The organism is Micromonospora sp. NPDC002296, assembly GCF_040296145.1.
GTDB lineage: Bacteria > Actinomycetota > Actinomycetes > Mycobacteriales > Micromonosporaceae > Micromonospora.
In genome coordinates this window covers 1-19246 of sequence record NZ_JBEOWQ010000068.1, presented here as the reverse complement: position 1 = coordinate 19246, position 19246 = coordinate 1, and the positions used below count along the sequence as shown (strand labels likewise).

At 73.6% G+C, this 19246-nt stretch carries 14 protein-coding genes; 7 read left to right on the top strand and 7 right to left on the bottom strand.

The features are described 5' to 3' along the window. The coding region (locus tag ABT023_RS27300; RefSeq protein WP_350889375.1) for a YdcF family protein at positions 1-802 on the top strand (802 nt) is incomplete at its 5' end. Positions 803-1019: 217 nt separating this feature from the next. Continuing rightward, a complete protein-coding gene (locus ABT023_RS27295) occupies positions 1020-1739 on the top strand; it encodes a glycosyltransferase family 2 protein (protein ID WP_350889374.1) in 720 nt (239 codons plus the stop codon). 125 nt (positions 1740-1864) lie between these two features. Here ABT023_RS27295 and ABT023_RS27290 read toward each other — a convergent pair whose 3' ends face one another. Beyond that, positions 1865-2458 (bottom strand): hypothetical protein, encoded by a 594-nt coding sequence (locus ABT023_RS27290; RefSeq protein WP_350889372.1) that lies wholly within the window; start codon positions 2456-2458, stop codon positions 1865-1867. 597 nt (positions 2459-3055) lie between these two features. Between ABT023_RS27290 and ABT023_RS27285 the strand changes: the two genes are divergently transcribed. The 3 genes from ABT023_RS27285 to ABT023_RS27275 all read left to right on the top strand — a co-directional run bounded on the left by ABT023_RS27285 (position 3056) and on the right by ABT023_RS27275 (position 6043). Then, positions 3056-5284, top strand: a complete 2229-nt coding sequence (locus tag ABT023_RS27285) for a glycosyl hydrolase family 95 catalytic domain-containing protein (RefSeq protein ID WP_350889371.1) — start codon at positions 3056-3058, stop codon at positions 5282-5284. A 151-nt stretch (positions 5285-5435) separates the two neighbouring features. Continuing rightward, positions 5436-5756 carry a hypothetical protein gene (locus tag ABT023_RS27280; protein ID WP_350889368.1) on the top strand — a complete coding sequence of 107 codons (321 nt, stop codon included), beginning with the start codon at positions 5436-5438 and terminating at the stop codon, positions 5754-5756. Continuing rightward, a complete protein-coding gene (locus tag ABT023_RS27275) occupies positions 5753-6043 on the top strand; it encodes a hypothetical protein (protein WP_350889366.1) in 291 nt (96 codons plus the stop codon). The genes ABT023_RS27280 and ABT023_RS27275 overlap by 4 nt, the downstream gene beginning before the upstream one ends. A gap of 48 nt (positions 6044-6091) precedes the next feature. Here ABT023_RS27275 and ABT023_RS27270 read toward each other — a convergent pair whose 3' ends face one another. The 3 genes from ABT023_RS27270 to ABT023_RS27260 form a co-directional block, all read right to left on the bottom strand. After that, positions 6092-6799 (bottom strand): hypothetical protein, encoded by a 708-nt coding sequence (locus ABT023_RS27270; RefSeq protein ID WP_350889364.1) that lies wholly within the window; start codon positions 6797-6799, stop codon positions 6092-6094. A gap of 163 nt (positions 6800-6962) precedes the next feature. Next, positions 6963-9020 (bottom strand): glycosyl hydrolase family 28-related protein, encoded by a 2058-nt coding sequence (locus ABT023_RS27265; RefSeq protein ID WP_350889362.1) that lies wholly within the window; start codon positions 9018-9020, stop codon positions 6963-6965. An 87-nt stretch (positions 9021-9107) separates the two neighbouring features. Then, positions 9108-10796 (bottom strand): glycoside hydrolase family 99 protein, encoded by a 1689-nt coding sequence (locus ABT023_RS27260; protein WP_350889359.1) that lies wholly within the window; start codon positions 10794-10796, stop codon positions 9108-9110. Between the two features lie 131 nt (positions 10797-10927). Between ABT023_RS27260 and ABT023_RS27255 the strand changes: the two genes are divergently transcribed. Next, positions 10928-11809: a hypothetical protein gene (locus ABT023_RS27255; protein ID WP_350889357.1), complete on the top strand. Its 882-nt coding sequence runs from the start codon at positions 10928-10930 to the stop codon at positions 11807-11809. Between the two features lie 122 nt (positions 11810-11931). Here the strand turns inward: ABT023_RS27255 and ABT023_RS27250 are convergent, their stop codons facing one another. Further along, positions 11932-14019, bottom strand: a complete 2088-nt coding sequence (locus ABT023_RS27250; RefSeq protein ID WP_502890767.1) for a cellulase family glycosylhydrolase — start codon at positions 14017-14019, stop codon at positions 11932-11934. Between the two features lie 359 nt (positions 14020-14378). Between ABT023_RS27250 and ABT023_RS27245 the strand changes: the two genes are divergently transcribed. Then, positions 14379-15956 carry a Na+/H+ antiporter gene (locus ABT023_RS27245; protein WP_350889354.1) on the top strand — a complete coding sequence of 526 codons (1578 nt, stop codon included), beginning with the start codon at positions 14379-14381 and terminating at the stop codon, positions 15954-15956. Between the two features lie 72 nt (positions 15957-16028). On the opposite strand, the gene ABT023_RS27240 is transcribed toward ABT023_RS27245, so the two are convergent. Together ABT023_RS27240 and ABT023_RS27235 are read right to left on the bottom strand one after the other, a co-directional pair. After that, on the bottom strand, positions 16029-17375 hold the full coding sequence (locus ABT023_RS27240) for a lanthionine synthetase LanC family protein (RefSeq protein WP_350889352.1): 1347 nt from the start codon (positions 17373-17375) through the stop codon (positions 16029-16031). Positions 17376-17516: 141 nt separating this feature from the next. Continuing rightward, positions 17517-18728 carry a DUF418 domain-containing protein gene (locus ABT023_RS27235; protein ID WP_350889351.1) on the bottom strand — a complete coding sequence of 404 codons (1212 nt, stop codon included), beginning with the start codon at positions 18726-18728 and terminating at the stop codon, positions 17517-17519. Between the last annotated feature and the right edge of the window lie 518 nt (positions 18729-19246).

Sequence of the window (19246 nt, the reverse complement as noted above, 5' to 3'; positions counted from 1 at the left end):
GCCGGGCCGCCCCGTGGCGTCGTCGGCGGGTGCGGGGCGGGTGGTTACCCTTGCCGGGAAGCCGCCGAGGGGAGGACACACGTCGCCGACCGCCACCGTCCTCGTGGTCTTCGGCCGCGGCGTGCTGCGCGCCGGGGACACCTGGGCGCTCACCCCGGCCAGCATCGCCCGCGTGCGGGCAGCGGTTGACTACGTCGCCGCGAACGAGGCGTCCTTCGCCCGCGCCGCCGGGCAGGGCCGGGCACCCCGGATCGTGTTCAGCGGCGGCTGGGCGGAGGCCGCCGAGGGGGCGCGTCCCCCGCCGCAGGGGTGGCGGGAGGGCGACCTGATGCTGCGCCAGGCGCTCGCAGCCGGCCTCGACCGGCACGCGGAGCTGCGCGCCGAGACACGCTCGCGCAGCACGCTGGAGAACCTCCTGCACACCGTCGAGGACGGCCTCCTCGACGGCCACGCCTTCGGCCCGGGGCAGCCGCTGGGCATCGTCTCGCACACCTGGCACCTGCCCCGGATCAGGTATCTCGCCCGTCGGACCCTCGGACTGCGCGGCCCGGCGCTGCTCGACGTCCACGCCTCCGGCGGGGAGGCGCTGCCGAGGTGGTGGCGCGAGCCGGCCGCTCGGATCGCGTCCCGGCTGTGGTTCCTCGGGGCCCGCGACCCGGCGGGCCTGCTGCGCCGGGAACGCCGGCTGGTGACGTCGATGCGCCGCGTCGACCGGCTGGCGCGCCGCCGCCGGGACGCGGCGGGCGGGGACTGCGCCGTGGTCCCGCCCCACCCCGGTCCGGGTGCCTCCGACGGGGCGTGACCGTGCCCGGCGCTGATCCGGCGGAACCGCCGCAGCGGAGCACGTGACGGACGGCCGCCAACGGGGTAAAGGCTCCCGAGCCACCGGATCGATCTCGATGAGGACGACGGTCGCGGCGACATCGAGGAGGTCACGTGGACAGGATGGACGGTCCTTCGGGCGGACGCGCCGGGCGCGCCGCCGCAGGCACGCCCGGACGTGGCGTGGGCGGGCGGCGGTGATCGTCCTCGCCCCGGTGTACGAGCCGGGTCCCCGCCTGCCCGAGTTCGTCGCCGAGCTGCGCGACGCCGCTCCCGGCGTCCACGTCGTCGTGGTGGACGACGGCAGCGGACCGGCGTCCGCCCGGGTTCTCGACGCGGCGCGTGACCTCGGCTGCACCGTCCTGCGGCACGGGGCGAACCGGGGTAAGGGCGTGGCCCTGAGGACGGGGTTCCGGCACGTCGCGCGCGAGTGCCCGGGCCACGACGTGGTGTGCGCCGACGCCGACGGCCAGCACGGCGTCGCCGATGTCCTGCGCGTGGCCCGGCGCGTCGAGGAGACCGGCGTGATGGTGCTGGGCGTACGGCGGTTCGACGGCGAGGTGCCGGTGCGCAGCAGGGCCGGCAACGGCCTCACCAGGGTGCTGTTCCGCGCCGCGACCGGGCGCCCCGTGCGGGACACCCAGACGGGGCTGCGGGCGTACCCGCACGGTCTGCTCGACTGGTTGCTCACGGTCCCCGGCGAGCGGTTCGAGTACGAGATGAACGTCCTGCTGTACGCCGCCCGGGCCGGCCAGCCCATCGAGCAGACCACGATCGCCACCACGTACGTGGACGACAACGCCTCGTCGCACTTCGGATCGGTCACCGACTCGGTGCGGATCTACCTGCCCCTGCTGCGGTTCGCCGCCTCGGCCCTGCTGACTCCGGCCGGGATCTCCCGGCAACCCCGCCGCTGACGGCGGCGAGTCGGTCCGTGTCGTACCGCCGGCCGTCGGCGTCGTGCTCGTCGATCGTGCCGGTGGACACGCCGCCGGCCGGGTCCCCTTGTCGGGGGCCCGGCCGGTTGGCTGTTCGGTTGGTGTCAGCTGTTCCAGTGTTCGGTGACGAGGTCGGCGGCCTGCTGTTCCCACTGTGCGTACGCGTCGGGGTAGGCGGACACCTGCACGGTCTGCGCGGCCTGGGTCAGGGGCATGTCCTGCCAGCCGTCGACCTGCTTGAGGCCCTTCAGGAACGCGAGGGTGGAGTATTCGGGGTCGGTGATCTGTTCGGGGGTGCCCCAGCCGGAGGTGGGGCGTTGTTGGAACAGGCCCTGCGAGTCGTGGTCGTTGCGGTCGCCGAGGTGGCCCAGGTTCTCCAGCTTCGACTCCTGCAGTGCGGTGCCGATGGAGATGACGGCGGCCCGTTCGTCGAGGCCGGCCTTCTTCGTGGCGGCGATGATGGCCTTGACGTTGGCGGTCTGTTCGGCGTCGAGGTCGATGCGGGACTGCGCGCCCTGCACGCCGTGCGGGATCAGCTTGGCCTTGTCCACGCCGGGCTTGTCGGCCTGCACGGCGACAGCGGTCGGGGTGGATTCGGTGGTGGGGGTGGCGTGGGCGGTGGCGGGGCCGGCGAACACGCCGCCGGCGAAGGCGAGACCGGCGATGCCGAGAACGCTGTTACGGATGATCGTGTTCATGGGGGTGTCTCCAATCGGGGGTCGACACACGCACCGCCCCGGGGGGAGGGGACGGGGGTGTGAGCACCACGTCGAGGCGCCCAACAGATCAAAAAGGGGGGAAAGTCGTCCGGCGGCTCACCACACCCGGGAGGGGGCGCTGATGGTGGCGGCGGGACCATGTGTAACGACCGGCGGCCGACCCGCATTCCCGGGGTCACGGGGGTTCGGGCGGGCTCGGCAGCGGGGTGCGCTGCTCGATCGTCTGCCATGTGTAACGACCCGGGGCCGGCCGGTGTTCCGCCGGACGGATGCCCCCGGTCACACCCACGGGCGCGGCGATCCGGACATTCGGCGCGGGCGGACCTCGCGGTCGGGTATCGGGCGGATGCTCCACGTGGGGTCGGCGGTGGGCCGGGTCCGGCGCGGGGAGTGTCCCGACCTTGCCGATCCGGAGCCGGGCGTCCGGCTCGTCCGCGCTTGGCGGCAGTGATCTGCGCTGATACAAAAAGTGCGGATGATCGCATAGGATGCACGATGGCTCGGCTGTCACCGGTGTCCGGATGCCCGCCGAGCGCGCCGTCCCGCCGGGCCGGTGACCGGAAGGAGACGCCGTCGATGGCGGACACCATGCCCGCGTCCGCCCACCGGATCTGGGACACGGTCCCGGCGGCACGCTGGGAGGACGCGTTCCTCTCCGGCAACGGGGAGTGCGGGATCATGGTCTCCGGCGCCCCGTACGCCGAGCGGATCGTGTTCAACCATCACCGTTTCGTGCTGCCCAACGGCACCCGCCACGCCCGGCCGCCGCAGCTCGCCGACCGGCTGCCCGAGGTGCGGGAGCTCGTCCTCGCCGGCCGGCGCGCGGAGGCCGCGGCGGTGCTCGCCGACGGGCGGGAGCTGCGCTGGACCCAGCCGTTCCACCCGGGGTACGCCATGACCATCGACGCGACCGCGCAACCGGCTGACGGGCCGGCGCCGACGGGCTACCGGCGCGGGACCGAGTTCACCACCGGGGAGGTCGTCGTCGAGTGGGACGGCGGGTGCCGGCGGGCGTTCGTCTCGCGGGCCGACGCGATCGCGGTCATCCACGTCGAGATGCCCGGGTGCGTCATCGGGCTCACCGGCGACCTGCCCGAGCGCCCGGACGACGTGCGCTACGAGACCGCCGCGTACCGCCGGGGCGAGCACGTCTTCATCCGGATCCGCGGGCTGTACCCGCCCGACGGCGACGGCGCGTACGGGTTCGAGGGGTTGACGCTCGTCCGGGGCGACGCGCGGGTCGTGGGGGATCGGGTGGCGGTGCGCGGCCCAGCCCTCCTGACCAGCGTGCTCGACCGCCGTGACGCGGCGCCCTGGCGGACGGCCGAGCTGGAGGAGGCCCTGGTGGCCCGCTCCGGGGCGGGCTACACCGAGCTGCTGGCCCGGCACGTCGCGGTGCACGCGCCGATCTACCGGCGGGTGAGCCTGGACCTCGGGGTGTCGGCCGAGGAGCGGGAGCTGCCGGTCGGTGAGCTGCTCGCCCGACAGCACGCCGACCGGGACCTGCTCCTGCCGGCGCTGCTGGAGCGGCTGTTCCACTCCGGCCGGTACCTGCTGATCAGCGCCAGCGGGGTGCTGCCGCCCCGGCTCACCGGCCTGTGGCTGGGCGCGTGGGGCGCGGCGTGGGCGGGAGACTTCACCACCGACGCCAACCTCAACCTGCAACTGGCCGGGGCCAACATCGGCGCGCTGCCCGAGGTTACGGCGGCCCACGCCGCGCTGGTCCGGGGCCAGGTCGACGACTGGCGGCGCAACGCGGCGGCGATCTACGGCGTCCGGGGGCTGCTGGCGCCGGGCCGCACCGACGGCGAGCACGGCAACCTGTTCCACTTCCGGGCCGACTGGCCGTGGGCGGCCTGGCTCGCCGGGGCGGACTGGCTGCTGCACCCCCTGTGGGAACACCACCGGGTGACCGGGGAGCCGCTGGGCGAGCTGGCCGGCTGGCTGGAGGAGGCGGCCGTCTTCTTCGAGGACTTCCTCACCGTCACCGACTCCTCCGGCGCGGTGGTCGTCGTGCCGTCGTTCTCGCCCGAGACCGGCCCGCCCGACGCCGACGACCGGCCGGTGTACCTGGCGGTCAACGCCACGATGGACATCGCCGCCGCCCGGCACGCCCTGGCCACCGCGGCCGAGGCGACGGGCGTGGACCGGTGGGCCGGGCTGCGCGGGCGGCTGCCCGCGTACCGGGTCGACGAGCGCGGGGCGCTGGCCGAGTGGGCCTGGCCCGGCCAGCGGGGCGACGAGGACCACCGGCACATCAGCCATCTTTATCCGGTCTGGCCCCTGGACGAGATCAACCCCGACGACACCCCCGAGCTGGCCGTCGCCGCGCACCGCGCGCTGGTGCTGCGCGGCGACGAGAACCTCTCCGCCCACGGCAGCCTGCACCGGGCGCTGGTCGCGGCCCGGCTGCGGGACCCCGAGCTGGTCGCCGGGAACCTGCGCAAAATCACCGCCAACGACATGTTCTTCCGCTCGCTGATGAGCTCGCACAACCCGGACCTGGAGATCTACAACGCCGATGCGGCGCACACCCTGCCCGCCGTGCTCGTCGAGGCCCTGGTGCACTCCCGGCCCGGCGTGCTGTGGCTGCTGCCCGCCGCGCCGGCCGCCCTGGCCAGGGGCACCGTCCGAGGGGTCACCTGCCGGGGCGGGGTGACCGTCGAGGAGCTGGCCTGGACCCCCGACGGCCTGCGGGCGCGGCTCGTCGCGGCGGCGGGGCAACGGCTGACCGTACGCAGCCCGTACGGCGACGCGGTTCTCGACCTGGCCGCCGGCGCGGCGGTCGCGCTGGTGCTGCCCTGACCGCGTCCGCGCCGGCGCGCACCGGGCCGTCCCCCGGGCCGGCGGCGGAGGCGTGGCTTCGGGGGAACGGCGTGACGGGCGAGCAAGGAATAGATGTGCATCGAATTTATTGGTAGGGTGTCCGCTCATCCGAGACCCCGTGGGGGGACACATGCGCCCGTCGTCACCGCGCCTGGCCACTTCGCTGGCCGCCGGAGTCCTGCTGGCCCCGCTGGCCGGCGTCGCCGCCTCGGCAGCCCCGGTGGTGCCCCGGCACGCCGTCGTCGTCTGCCAGACCGCGAGCTTCTACGACAACTACGACTCGGCCGGCGGTCCGTCCGGGCTCAAGCGCACCCTGACGTACGGCAACAAGATCGGGCACACGCCGGGCGCCCACCCGGTCTACAACGGCTGGGCCGCCGCCTTCGACTTCGGCCCCAACGACTGGGGATACCTGCGGATCGAGTGCGTCGGGGGGTACGACTCGTGGTGAGCGGCGGATCGCGGCACCGGATCGCGGCGCTGGTGGCGGCCGTGGCGGCCGTGGCGGTCGCCGTTCCGGCCCCGGCCCGGGCCGCGAACGGCACCATCGGGGAACGCGAGACCGTGTGCGCTGGCGATCTGTTCGTGCGCACCCAGCCGAACGGGGCGTGGATGGGCACCCTCTACCAGGGCCAGACGTTCCTGGTGGAGGGACCGCGCAGCGGCGGCTACGTCTACGGCTTCGCCTACGGGCACGTCAACCGGCGCGGCTGGGTCCAGGACGGCTGGTTCTGCTGAGCCGTCGGACCGCACCCGCGCGCCACGGTCGGGGTGTTTCGATGGGGTTCAGGCCCGGTCGTGTACGGGCGAGGGAATCTTGGTGGCGCGGTAGGAGTCGCCGCTCCGGGTGGGGCGCCAGAGGCGCCAGTGTTTCGCGGACAGCCGGAACGGGAGATGGCCTTGTAGATGGCGGGCACCGGGGGACAGCCGTTGGTCGGCGGGCAGGTTGAGCCACAGGGAGAGCGAGGACGCCGCGGTGCCGAGGGTTGCGCGTATGCCCGAGTCGCCCAGAAGCCGGCCGTACCCGTCCACGGCGAAGCGACCGAAGGCGTCGGGGGTGATGTCGGGGTACGGGGTGCGGGCGTCCGGGTCGATGAGGCGCACGGGCGTGCTGCAGGTCAGCGCGGCCAGGGAACGTCCGTGGGTCGTGACCGCGTCGGGGCCGACGGCGATGAGGGCATCGAGTGCGTGGTTCACGGAGTCGGGTGAGACGTTCCATTCCGTGTGGGTTCGCGCGCGATGGCGGGGCCCGCCGAAGTGCTCGGTGGCGAGCGCTACCAGCTGCTCGGTCGACGCGGGCGGTCCGCCTGCAAAGACCTCGAACGCCCACGATGCTGATGACACCGGTTCGGTGCAGGCGTTGACGAAGCCTTGCAGGCGCTGGAGCGCCTCGCCAGGATGCTTGGTGCGAAGCGAGTGCGCACCGCCCGCAGACCCGGGCAGTCCGTCGTAGGTCACCACCTGCGGGAACGTGATGCCCGGTGTTCGCGTCACACGCCCATCCTAGATCTCCGTGGTCGCGCGCCCTCGGCGGCTGTGACGATCGCCGTGCCGGCCCCGGCCCGGTCGCGAACGGCGCCATCGGGGAGCGCGACACCCTGTGCGCCAGTGACCTGTTCGTGTGCGCCGAGCCGAACGGGGCGGGTACGGGCATCCTCTACCAGGACGCCGGTGGCGGTGGCGGTACGACCGGCGGGCGGTCGTCGCAGGTGATGGTGTTCGGCAGCAGCCACGGGGCGAGCCAGCCGCCGTCGTTGCCGCCGAGGTCGGTGAGGGCGAACTCGGAGCCGGCCGGGGTGAAGTGGAACGACCCGCAGTTGTTGACCCCGACCGCGCCGACGTTGCGGGCGTCCACGTTGCGGAACGAGGCGGAGCCGGCCGAGCGGGCGCTGACCACCGACGTGCCCGTCCCGTCGACCCGGATGTCGCGGAACCGGACGTTCCTGATCGAGTAGAGGTCCTTCACCGGCCAGTCGCTGACCAGCATGACGGCGTTGTACGTGCTGTCGAGATAGTGGTCGCCGACCACCTCGACGGTCGCGTCGATGTCCCGGTCGAGCGCGTAGAACCAGATGGCCCCGAGCCCGATCTTCCAGTTCAGCTCGTACGTGCCGGCGCGGGCGGTGGTGTTGCCGGTGATCAGCAGCCGCCCGGTGAACGCCTCCGCGCCGAACCGGGACCCGACCTGGATCGCGCTGCCCTCCCGCACCGGGTCGGCGATCAGGTTGTTCGACACGGTGTTGTCGGTGCCGCCGTACAGGGCGATGCCGTTGGCGAGCACCGGCGACTGCACGGTGTTGTGGTCGAACCTGTTGCGGGCGTTGCCGACCTTCTCCGACCACATCGCGAGCCCGTCGTCGCCGGAGTTGCGGACGAAGGTGTGCGCGACCAGCGAGTCGGTGACGCCGGTGTGGAAGTTCAGCCCGTCGGCGATCTGGTCGACGATGACCGTGTTCGTGACCCGCACGCCGCCCATCGGCCCGTCGAACCAGATGCCCACCTTCGTGTGCCGCAGGTGCAGCCCGTCGATGGTGGAGTCGCTCATCGCGCCGCCGATCGCGTTGACCTGGTCGGTGTCGATCCGTTCGCGGACGTCGCCCTCGATGGCGAAGCCGGAGAGGTGCACGTTGCGGCTGCCGCCGTCGGCGGCGTCGCGGCCGTAGAGGCCGACGCCGGTGTGCACCGAGCCGTCCGGGGCGGGAGTCGGCAGCGCGACCTCCCGTCCCTTGATGATCGTGTACCAGTTGCCGGCGCCCTCGATCGTCACGTCGTCGACGATGATGTGCCGGTTCACCTGGTAGGTGCCCGGCGGCAGGTACACCGGCAGGTCCGCCCGCCGGGCGAAGGCGATGGCCCGATCCAGGGCGGCGGCCGAGTCGTGTCGGCCGGTCGGGTCGGCGCCGAAGGCCAGCACGTTCGCGGCGGCGAGCCGGACCCGCGGCGGGCCGACCAGCTCGGAGTCGAGCAGGTCGATCACGGTCCACGCGGCGTTGCTGCCGGCGGGGACGGTGAGCCGGATCCGGTCGCCCGCCCGGTAGGTGCGGCCGAGCAGCAGGCGCTGCTCGTCGTAGAAGTGGCTGGGGCGGAACGGGGTGGGGATGCTCGGGTACGGGGTGGTGGCCGACGGCACGCACCCGCACTCGGTGATCCACCAGTCCGGGTGCAGCAGCCCGGCGGTCGGGTCGTTGGAGAACGGGTACTGGTTGTAGAGCCACGCGTACTGCGAGGTGAGGGTCATCGTCCGGACCCGCCGCTGGTTGACCGCCACGTCCAGCGGCGCGGTGATGCCGCCGCCGCCCGGCGCGTCCGGGATGCTGTAGCGCACGGTGATCGCGTTGGCAGCGTTCGGGAGGGTGAACTCGACGTACCGGCCGGGGGTCAGCCGGACCGCCCGGCGGCCGGAGGCCTCCGCCGGCAGGGTGTAGGCGGTGCGGTCGGGGCCGATGACCTCGCCGTCCGTGACGGCGTTCTCCGCCTCCTGCTCGACGAAGCCGACGTCGGCCCCGCGCCCGGAGACCAGACCCGGGTCGAGCCCGGCCCGGGTCACCACGGGCCCGCCGCCGGTGGTCGGGCCGGCGGCGGCCGGGCCGGGCGTCCCGGCCAGGAGACCGAGGGCGGTCGCGAGCGCGACGGCGGCGGCGATGACCGCCGGGGGACGGGGTCGAGGCGGTCGGCGCGGCGACCACCGCGACGCCGGGATGATGCTCCGGGGCATGGGTGACTCTTCTCCGTGGGGGTCGTGGGAGCCGGCCGCGCGGCGGCCGGCGGTGTGCTGCGGCGGGCGCGGGACGCCGCGCCGCTGCTACCCGGCGTACACCTCCAGCTGGGACAGCTGCGCCGCCGGCCAGCCGGTGTTGCCGGTGAAGCGGATCCGCACGTGCCGGGCCGGCGCGGCCGGCACGGTGAGCGTCACCTGGTTGCCGGTGGCCGGGTCGAAGACCCGCCCGGCCGACGCGACGAGGGTCGTCCACCCGGCGCCGTCCGGGCTCGCCTCGACCGACAGTGTCTGGGTGCGCCGCTGCCAGACGGCGGCGGGCGGAAGCCGCAGCACGATCCGGGCCACCTGGTGGGCCGCGCCGAGGTCGACCTGCCACCACTGGGGGAAGACGCCGTTGGTGGACTCCCAGTAGCTGCCCCGGTCGGCGTCGACGGCGTTGCCCGCGACGAACCCGCCGTTCTGGCTGCTCGCCGACGTCGGCCGGCCTGCGGCGAGGTCGCCGCCGGGCGGGGGGCCACCGCCGAGCACGGGCGGCGTCGGCCGTACGGCGGTGAGGGCGAGCTGGCCCTTGAACATCCGGCCGCCGTCGGCGGTGAGCCGCAGGTAGTAGTCGGCGGAGCAGGCGGTGCCGTCCTCGTCGAGCGCGCGGATGCCCGCCCCCGCCGGGGTGGTGGCCTGCGTCTCGCTGGTCTTGGCGATCTGGTTGCCCTCGTTGAACTCGTCGAACATGGACACGTAGAGGCCCTGGGCGCCGAGCCGGGTCAGGTTGTAGAGGTGCCGCCAGTAGAAGTCGCCGTGGCGGCGGTGCCCGGACGACAGGTCGCCCGGCAGCACGCAGGGCTGGTAGTCGATGCCGTGCGCGGCGCAGTCGGCCTGGTCGGGGACGTTGACGTTGGTGTGGAACCAGTCGAGCCCGTCCAGGGTGCCGGTGCGGCCGACCATCCACGGCGAGATCATGTGGAACGCGTGGTAGACCTCGGAGAAGCCCGGTCGGGAGTCGTTGATGCCCTGCCGCCAGTAGGTCGGCACGCCGCCGATGACGTAGCAGCCCTGGGCCCTGAACCAGTTGACGACGTCGAGGCAGGGGGCGGGCGCGAAGGGGCGGCCGTCGTCGTTGAAGCCGAAGCCCCAGATGCAGACCACGGGCCGGCCGTTCTGCCGGGCGTACGCCGGGGAGGCGGTGTGCACGGACATCCGGTTGGCCCAGTCGTCCTTGATCTGGGTCTGCATCGACGTCCAGCCGGTGACGTCGTACATGATGTAGAACTTGCGGCCGAAGCGCTCGGCCGCGCTGCGGACCTTGACCGTCATGGCGTCGCGCGTGGGCCCCTCGTCGCCGACCGGGTTGAACCGTTGCAGGGCGGCGGTGTCGCAGCCGTACTCCTGCATCCAGCGGAAGTGGGTGTCGACCGTCTGCTGGTCGTAGGAGGAGAAGAGCTGCGCCGGCTGGCCGTTGCCCAGGGCCGGGTACGCGGTGGTGTAGCCACGGGCGTACTCCCGCATGTCCGGCCAGGAGACGACGGTGGTGTTGGCCGGGGCGGGCGGCTGGAACCGGTCGCGGCTCCAGTGCCACCAGCCGCCGATCGGCGCTCCGTCGCCGGGACAGCTGAACCAGCCCTGGTAGCCGACCGAGATCTTGCCGACGACGTCGCCGGGCGGGCTGGCCGCGAAAGCCGCGCCGCGCAGGGTTGACACCAGGTCGGTCGGGGAGACGGCGGCGAGCGCGGAACCCGCCGCGAGGGATCCGATCAGCCTCCGACGGGACACCGCCATGACCCTGCTCCTTCCGCCTGTCCCACAGATGCATCGACGGCCATCGTGTCAGTAGTGGACTGTGGCGTGCAAGAGTCGAACGTGTCCGAGAAACATTCTGACTGACGAATGAAGGAAGCTGGGGTGGGCCCGTGGCGGCCGGGTCCACCCCGCAGTCGCGCGGCGAGGCGTACGGCGCGGCGGCGAGTCGGCCGGGACTGCGCGCGGCCTCGGCCGACAATGCGGTGGTGACGACATGGCACGCGGAGCAGCGCCGGCCCGGCGTTGGGCCGCCGGATCTCACGGCGCCGCACCGGCCCGGGCCGGCCGCCCGGGTACGGCAGCCGGCGCTCGACTACTACCTCGTCCACCCCGACGGCAGCGCCACCGCACCGGAAGGGCTCGTCGTCGAGGAGTTCGTGCTCGGCGAGGACTGCGCGGCGGTGCGCCTCGACTCCGCCGCGTGGACGCCGGCGGACGGCCACTGGTGGGACTGCGCGGCCTTCAGCCGGAGCATCCGGGTGGACGCCGAACTGCGCCGCCGGGTGGTCGGGGTGCCGCGGCACGAGGCGGCCACCGCCTACCGCCGGCTCGGCGGCGGCGAGCTGCCCGACGAGGAGGCGCTGCGCGGCCACTTCCACGACGGGCAGCCGCTGTCCACGGCGGCCCCGCTGCGGCTGAACCCCCGCCCGGCCGGGACCGGGCCGCGCGACAGCCGCGTCTACCGGGTCCTGTTCGCCGCCGACCTGCGCCCGGACGGGCTGGCGAATCTGGGCGGCGTCTGGCGGATGGCGAGCACGGGCGACCCGGCCGACCCGCAGGCGCGGATCATCGGGGTTGCTGCCCGCCGGGTCGGGGCCGACTCCTTCACCTGGCACCTGCGCCGGATCGGCGGCGGCGGCCCCTGGTGCCTCGACCTGACCGCCGACCTCGCCGCCGGCGGCGGCGGCCCGCTCGGGCCGCTGCTGCGGGAGCTGACCACGACGCTGCGGATGCAGGGGCTCATCCCGGTCACGATCGAACGCTTCTCCTGACCGTCTGGACCGGGGCGAAGCGGTCGGTCGCCGGTCCCGGACGGCCGGTCGGCGCCGACGGCACGGCCCGGTCATCCCCACGAAGGATCGGGGACGACCGGGCCGCGAGGGTTCGGCCAGGATCAGCCGACGGTGCCGGTGACCGCGCTGCCGGACCTGGTGACCTTGTACGTCACCTTCTCGCCGCTCCAGAAGTGGAAGGTGAGGGTCACCGGGGCGTTGTCGTTCACCTCGGCGAAGAAGTCGGAGGTCAGGGTGATCACGTTGGTGCCGTAGTTCGGCGCGAACGTGCGGTCGAACTCCTTGAACGACGTCCAGTTCTGGGGGCCGGCGTTGCTCCCGTCGGCGTACTTGGCCTCCATCGTGGCGAGCTGGTCGCCCCGGAACTGGGTGGACACGGCGAAGGAGGCGGTCGTCCCGGTGGCGTTGCCCAGGGTCGGCCGGTCGTGGGTGAGCACGTTGATCCGCCACGGGACGCCCTGCGAGAACCGGGCGGACAGCACCGCGTTGACCCCGTACGCCCGGGTGCCGGTCAGCCGGGTCAGCGCGGACGCGGTGAGCGTGAGCTGGTTGCCGCTGACGGTGTAGTCGGTGCCCTGGACGAGGTCGGTGCTGCCGTGGCGCAGCCCCAGGAACGAGGTGCCGTTGAGGTTCAGGGTGATCGTCTTGGCGGTGATCGGGCTGGCCTTGGCGTTGAACACCAGGTCCGTCGAGGCGGTGCCCGAGCGGGTGGTCCAGCTCGATTTGATCTGCGCGATCAGCTCCGGGTCGCTCCACTGGAACGTGGTCCGGCCGAGGTGCTGGCCGTTGTCCCACAGCATGGTGGTGATCTTCTTGGTGCGCGCGTAGTGGCCCAGGTACTCGAAGAACTTGAGCTTCTCGCCCTGCTCGATGGTGCCGGTGTTGCGGTCGAAGCCGAGCAGGCCGTACTCGCCGAGGATCACCGGGATGCCCCTGGCCACGAAGGCGTTGTACACCCGGTCGAAGGAGTCGGTGAGGTCCTTCTGCGCGGTCGCGTCGAAGTGGGTGCCGCCCGCGATGTTCACGCTGAACGGCCAGTAGCCGTAGTAGTGCACGGTGGCGATGAGGTTCGGGTCGTGCAGCGCGTTGAAGGTGGTCAGCAGCTCGTCGACGCGCGGCTGGTCGGAGGACGTGTGCAGGGTCGGCAGCACCAGCAGCCGGGTGGCGTTGTTGCCACCGGACTGCCGCACGATGGTGTGGAACGAGGTGTTGAGCTCGCCCAGCAGCGTCGCGTTCTGGGCGTCGCCGGAGCTGCCGGTGAACTGCGGCTCGTTGACGCTCTCGAACACCAGCTTCGGCGACGAGCCGCGGAAGGCGCTAGCCAGCTGGGTCCAGATCGCGTTGTACCGGGCCAGCACTCCGGTGCGGTCGGTCGGCATGTTGGCGATCCACTGCCACGAGTCGTGGTGGATGTTGATCATCACGTAGAACCCGTCGTCGAGCGCCCAGCCGACGACCTCCTTGACCCGGTTCAGGTAGGCGGCCTCGATGGTGTAGCCCGGCGCGCCGCCCAGGTGCGCGCTCCAGGTCACCGGGATGCGGATGCTCCTGAAGCCCTGCGCCTTCACGTTGTCCAGCAGCGCCTCGGTGATCCGCGGGTTGCCCCAGGAGGTCTCGTCGGCGCCGGTGGCGTCGAGGGAGTTGCCCAGGTTCCAGCCGGGCTGCATGGCGGCCACGGCGGCCATCGCGTCACCGGCCGGCGGGGGCGTGGTGGGCGGCGGCGTGCTGGTCGGCGGCGCGGATGTGGGGCCGGTGCTGCCGGTGCAGGTCACGCCGTTGAGCGCGAACGACGTGGGGTTCGTGTTCGCGCCGGACCACGATCCGTTGAAGCCGAACGACACCGTCGCGTTCGTGGCGATGGCGGCGTTGTAGCCGACGTTCGCGGCGGTCACGTCGTTGCCGGCGGAGGTGACCGTGGCGTTCCAGGCCTGGGTGACCCGCTGGCCGGAGGGGAAGGTCCAGGTCAGCTGCCAGCCGTTGAGCGGGTCACCGAGGTTGGTGACGCCCACGTTGGCGCCGAACCCGCCCTGCCACTGGCTGCTGACCTGGTACGCCACCCGGCAGCCGGACGCCGCCTGCGCGCTGCCCGCCGTCGTCATCCCGAGGCCGGCAACCAGGAGCGCGACGGCGCCGGTGACCACGCCGATCCGCCATCGTGTTCGTCGTACGGTGTCTCGCATGCCGGTCATGACACTCCTCGCCGGGGACAGTTGCTGCCGCTTCGGTCGGCCACGCCGGGGCGTCGCCGCAGGCGTGGGACGACGCCCGATTTGCACCGCAGATTAAGTTGAGACTCTAAACTTTGTCAATCGCTGCCGACCTATGTCATGCCGTCCGCGAGGAGGCCGCCGCCGCCCCGCCCGACGTTGCCCACCACCCACCGCCGCCTCGTCCCGGTGTCGCCCTGGCCCGGCGGCCCCGGTCGCGCCAATAGGCCGGTTCCAGCCTCCGGCATCCGGCCGCCGTAGAACCATGGTGAGGCGGGCGCCCCGGGACCTCTCGACCCGGCCGGCCGCACGCCGGCGGTGAGAGGCGACGAGGGGACGACGTGGAAGGGCTCGTGCTGATCGTGGTGCTGGCGGCCACCGTGCTGGTCGGCACCACCCTCGGCGGGCGCTACCGCGTCGCGCCGCCCGTCCTGCTCATCGGCATGGGCGCGCTGCTGGCGCTCGCCCCGCCGCTGTCCGACGTGGTGCTCGAACCGGACGTGGTGCTGCTGCTGTTCCTGCCGGCGATCCTCTACCGGGAGAGCATCACCGTCAGCCTGCGGGAGCTCCGCGCCAACCTGGTGGTCATCGTCCTGCTCGCTGTGGCGCTGGTGGCTGTCACCATGGTCGCGGTGGCGGTGGTCGCCCAGGCGGTCGGGGTGGCCGGCCCGGCGGCCTGGGTGCTCGGCGCGGTGCTCGCCCCGACCGACGCCGCCGCCGTCGCCGGCCTGGCCAAGCGGCTGCCCCGCCGGTTCCTCAGCATCCTGCGCGCCGAGAGCCTGATCAACGACGGCACGGCGCTGGTTCTCTTCGCCGTCGCGGTCGGCCTGATCACCGGCGGCGCCCCGCCGGGACCGCTCCCGCTCCTGGAGCGGATCGCCGGATCGTTCCTCGGCGGCGTCGCGGCCGGGCTGGTGGTCGGCGGCCTGGTCGTCCTGGTACGCCGCCGCCTCGACGATCCGCTCCGGGAGGGCACGCTCAGCGTGCTCACCCCGTTCGTCGCGTTCCTGATCGCCGAGGAGCTGCACTCCAGTGGCGTGCTCGCCGTGGTGGTCGCGGGTCTGGTGCTCGCCTACGCCGCGCCCCGGGTGATCCGTGCGCCCTCCCGGGTGACGGCCTTCGCCTTCTGGGACCTCAGCACCTTCCTGATCAACGGTGGCCTGTTCGTGCTGCTCGGCATGCAGATCCCCCGCGCGCTGCGCGGGGTGACCAGCACGTCCCTGGCGCGGGCGCTGGTCATCGCGGTGCTGGTCGCCGTCACGGTGCTGGCGACCCGGATGGCCTGGCTGCACCTGTCGGAGTACCTGCTGGAGCTGATCGACCGCCGTAGGTCGCAGCGGGCCCTGCGGGTCAATTGGCGGATCCGCACGGCCGCCGGCTGGGCCGGCTTCCGGGGCGCGGTGTCCCTGGCCGCGGCGCTCGCGGTGCCGCTGTCCACCCCGGCCGGGCATCCGGTCCACGAGCGTGACCTGATCATCTTCTGCACTGCGGTGGTGATCGTGCTGATCATGCTGGTCCAGGGCACCACCCTGCCGCTCGTGGTCCGGTGGGCGGGCCTTGTCGGGGACCAGCAGCGGGTCGACGAGGTGCGCCGGGCCCGGTTGCGGGCCGCCGAGGTCGGGCTGGCGGCGCTGCCGGAGCTGGCGGGCGGGCTGGGCGCGGCGCCGGAGGCCGTCGACCGGGTGCGCGTCGACTACCAGGCCCACCTCGACGACATGCGGGCCGCCGACGTGGGGGAGGAGTCCGAGCGGGCCCGCGACCTCGAACGCCGGCTGCGGCTGGCGGTCCTGGAACGCAAGCGCCGCGAGATCACCCGGCTGCGCGACGCGAACGAGATCGACGACACGGTGCTGCGGGAACTCCAGGCCGCGCTCGACATCGAGGAGATCCGGCTGCTGGGCCCGACCGCCCCCGAGTGACGACCGGCCCACCCCGACCTCCGCCGCCCCGCGCCGGCCGCCGCTGCACCGGGGTCACGGTGCCGGCCGCCCTCACACCGTCACGCCACCGCCGCCGGCGGACGCGACGCGCAGCCGCTGCGGGACGGCCCACCACTGCTCGGGTCGGTCGACGACGACGGCGGTGGTCGGGGCCTCGCACACCCGGGCCAGGCGCAACAGGAACGCGGCGATCCCGGCGGCGCCCTGCATCCACGCCGTCCCCGGCGGAAGCAGGGGCGGATCCTGCCGGTGCTCCACGAACCGCCACCGGGCGCCGGCGTCGTCGCGGACCGCCCGCTCGACCAGCGCGTCGCCCATGGTCCGGGCGGACCGCAGCAGCCGTTCCGCCCCGGCCCGATCGGGGCAGCCCTGGGCGGCGTCGAGCAGCATGTCGCCGACCCCCGCGGTGCCGCAGCAGCGGCCGTCGTTGTCCCAGAAACCCGGGCGCAGCCGGTACGGCAGCCCGGCGGTGAGCACCGAACGCAGGCAGCGTTCCCGCAGCTCACCGACCGCGAACCCGGCAACCTGTTCCACCCCGGCGAAGGTCAGCGCGGCGAACAGGTACGACGTCCCCGTCGGCCCGTGGCACCAGCCGTACGTCACCGGCTCCACCTCCCGCCGCGAGGCGGGGATCGTGTGCGGCACGACGAAACCGTCGTCGTCCAGGCAGCCGACGGCGAGCAGGTGCCGGGCACCCGCGCGGGCGGCGTCGAGGAAGTCGTCCCGACCCAGCGCGTGCCCGGCGACCGCCAGCGCCGTGGCCACCCCCGCCGTGCCGTGCGAGTAGTTCGGCGTGCTCGACCGGTGCCCCGGCCGCAGGCGCCAGTCCAATCCGGCGGCGGTCGGCTCGGCCACCCGCAGCAGCGCCTCCCCGCCGGTCGACATGATCCCGGCGGCGTCGTCCCCACCCGCCCAGGCGGCGGCAAGCACCACACCGGCCGTACCCATGATCAGGTCGGTGAGTGGTCCCTGGTGGTCCGGCCCGAGGTCCAGGGTGGTGTCCCACCCCGCCGGGGTGCGCAGCTCGGCGAGCCGGCGCAGCGCGATCCCCTCCCGTCCGGGGGCGAGCAGTCGCAGCGCGAACACGTCCCCGGCCAGCCCGTCGCTCAGGGACGGCTCGGCGCGCACCGCCGCCCCGGCCGACAGCCGGTTCACGATGCCCGCCGCGAGGGACCGCTCGGCGTCCGTCAGCGCCCGGTGCCGCTCGACCTCGGCCAGGACCGGGGCCAGCCCGGCGATCCCGGCGTACAGCGAGTCGCGGTCCCCGGCCGGGCCGTCCGGTGGCCCGTCGTCGGCGACCGACTCCGGCAACCACGGGCCGTCGTCCTCGCGGACCTGGCCGCGCACCCACGCCCACCCCGCCTCACCCAGGTCGCGGTACCCGCCTGCGTCCGTCACCCGGCCACCGTACCGGCGGGCGCGACACGTCCCTGGCGATGGCCGGGGCGTTCGCCCTGACCTCCGCCGACAGACCGCGCCGCCGCCCGCCGACCACGTGACGCTGCGGCTGGTCACCTGCGGCCGCCCTTGCCGGCGGGATCAGGACCGACGCCGCTCCAGCCGGCGCAACGCCGCCTGCTGGGCCGCCTCCAGGGGGCCCCGCCCGAACCTCGCCGTCCACCAGCGCGCCACCAGGACCAGCGTGCCGCTGACCCCCGCCCACAGAGCCAGCACCCACCAGGGCTCAGCCCCCGGCCAGGCCGAGGCCAGCCCCAGCCCCCAGCCGTAGCAGAGCACGACGCAGAGCACGTTCTGCAGGACATAGGACGACAGCGCGGTACGACCCACCGCGGTCAGCCCGGCCGTCACCGGGCCCGAGCGGCTCCGGCGCTCCAGCAGCACCCCGACCAGGCCGAGGTAGCCCAGCGCCAGCAGCGGCGCGCAGACGTACCGGTCGATCAGGAACAGCTCCGGCCCGGCCAGCGTGGTCGCGGCGTTCAGCGGGAGCCCGACACCCAGCCCGAGGCGGAGCAACCGCCGGCGCAACGCCCGGCCCCGGTCGTCGGCGGCGAACGCGCCGGCCCGGAACAGGCGCACCCCGAGCAGGAAGAGGAAGACCAGCAGCGCGAAGCTGAGGATCGGCTCGGCGCGCAGCGGCAACCAGTTGACCAGCCGGAAGTCGACCTGCGCGAGGTAGCTGCCCTCGGTGAACAGCCGTACGGGCACGGCTTCCTCGGTGGCGGAACCGCGCTCGCCGGCGGACGGGGCGAGCGCCAGGGCGAGGGTGAGCAGCGTCATGAGGGCCACGTGCAGCGCGCCCGCCACGTACATCGCCACCCGCTGCGCCCGCTCGGAGCGGGCCAGCAGCCAGGCCACCAGCAGCGCCGTCACCGCGTACCCCATCAGCACGTCGAAGGCGAAGACCAGGACGAAGTGCAGCGTGCCCTCGACGAACAGCAGCAGCGCCCGCCAGCCGTAGCGGCCCGGCCAGGCCCTGCCGCCGGCCAGCGCCGAGCGGTGCTGGATCGCGAGGCCGACCCCGAACAGGACGGTGAGCAGCGCGAGGAACTTGCCGTTGGCGAGGAACCGGAACACGGCCTCGACGACGACGGCGACCGGTCCGCCGGACAGGTCGGCGGTGGCCGACACCGCGGCGGCGTCGGCCAGGAACCGGGCCTCCGAACCCGGGGCGGCGAAGATCCACACATTGGTGGCCAGTGTCCCCAGGATCGCCACCCCCCGTAGAACATCGAGCAGGGCGATCCGGGGCGTGGCGGTCGGAGCGGACGTGGCGGTGGCGGCTGCGGTCATGTGGTCCCCTGTTGCGGCGCGACTGACCCTGTCACGGTGTCAGCCGGAACGCCGCCGATCGTCATGCCGGCCGGTGAGATCGGGATGCTGCTTTCGACGGACGAGGGATCCGCCGGGTGATGCCCGTCACGGGCTGACGCACCGCCCACCCCGCCAGGAGCAGGGGGCAGGGCCTGCTGCGGACCAACGGACGGGTGACGCTGCGCCGCGCGTGGCGTGACCGTGAGTCGATCGGCTGAGCGAGGTCCGTGCCGCTCGTCGGCCCCCTTTCGACTCGGGAGGGGGCCGATTTGGCGGGGTGGAGGGGAGGGGGTAATGTTCCGCGTCGGCAGGGAAACGGACGCCAAGTGGGAGACCACGGCGGGCGGCCTGCCAAACCCCGGGAAGTGCCCGACGCAAGTCGGTCGCCGAATGGTGCCCGTAAATTGGGTGGAAGCGGGTCGGATCGGGTTACACCGGTTTGACACAGCGGAAATCGGCGGGTAACGTAGTAAAAGTGCCCGGCGCGAGAGCGGCGG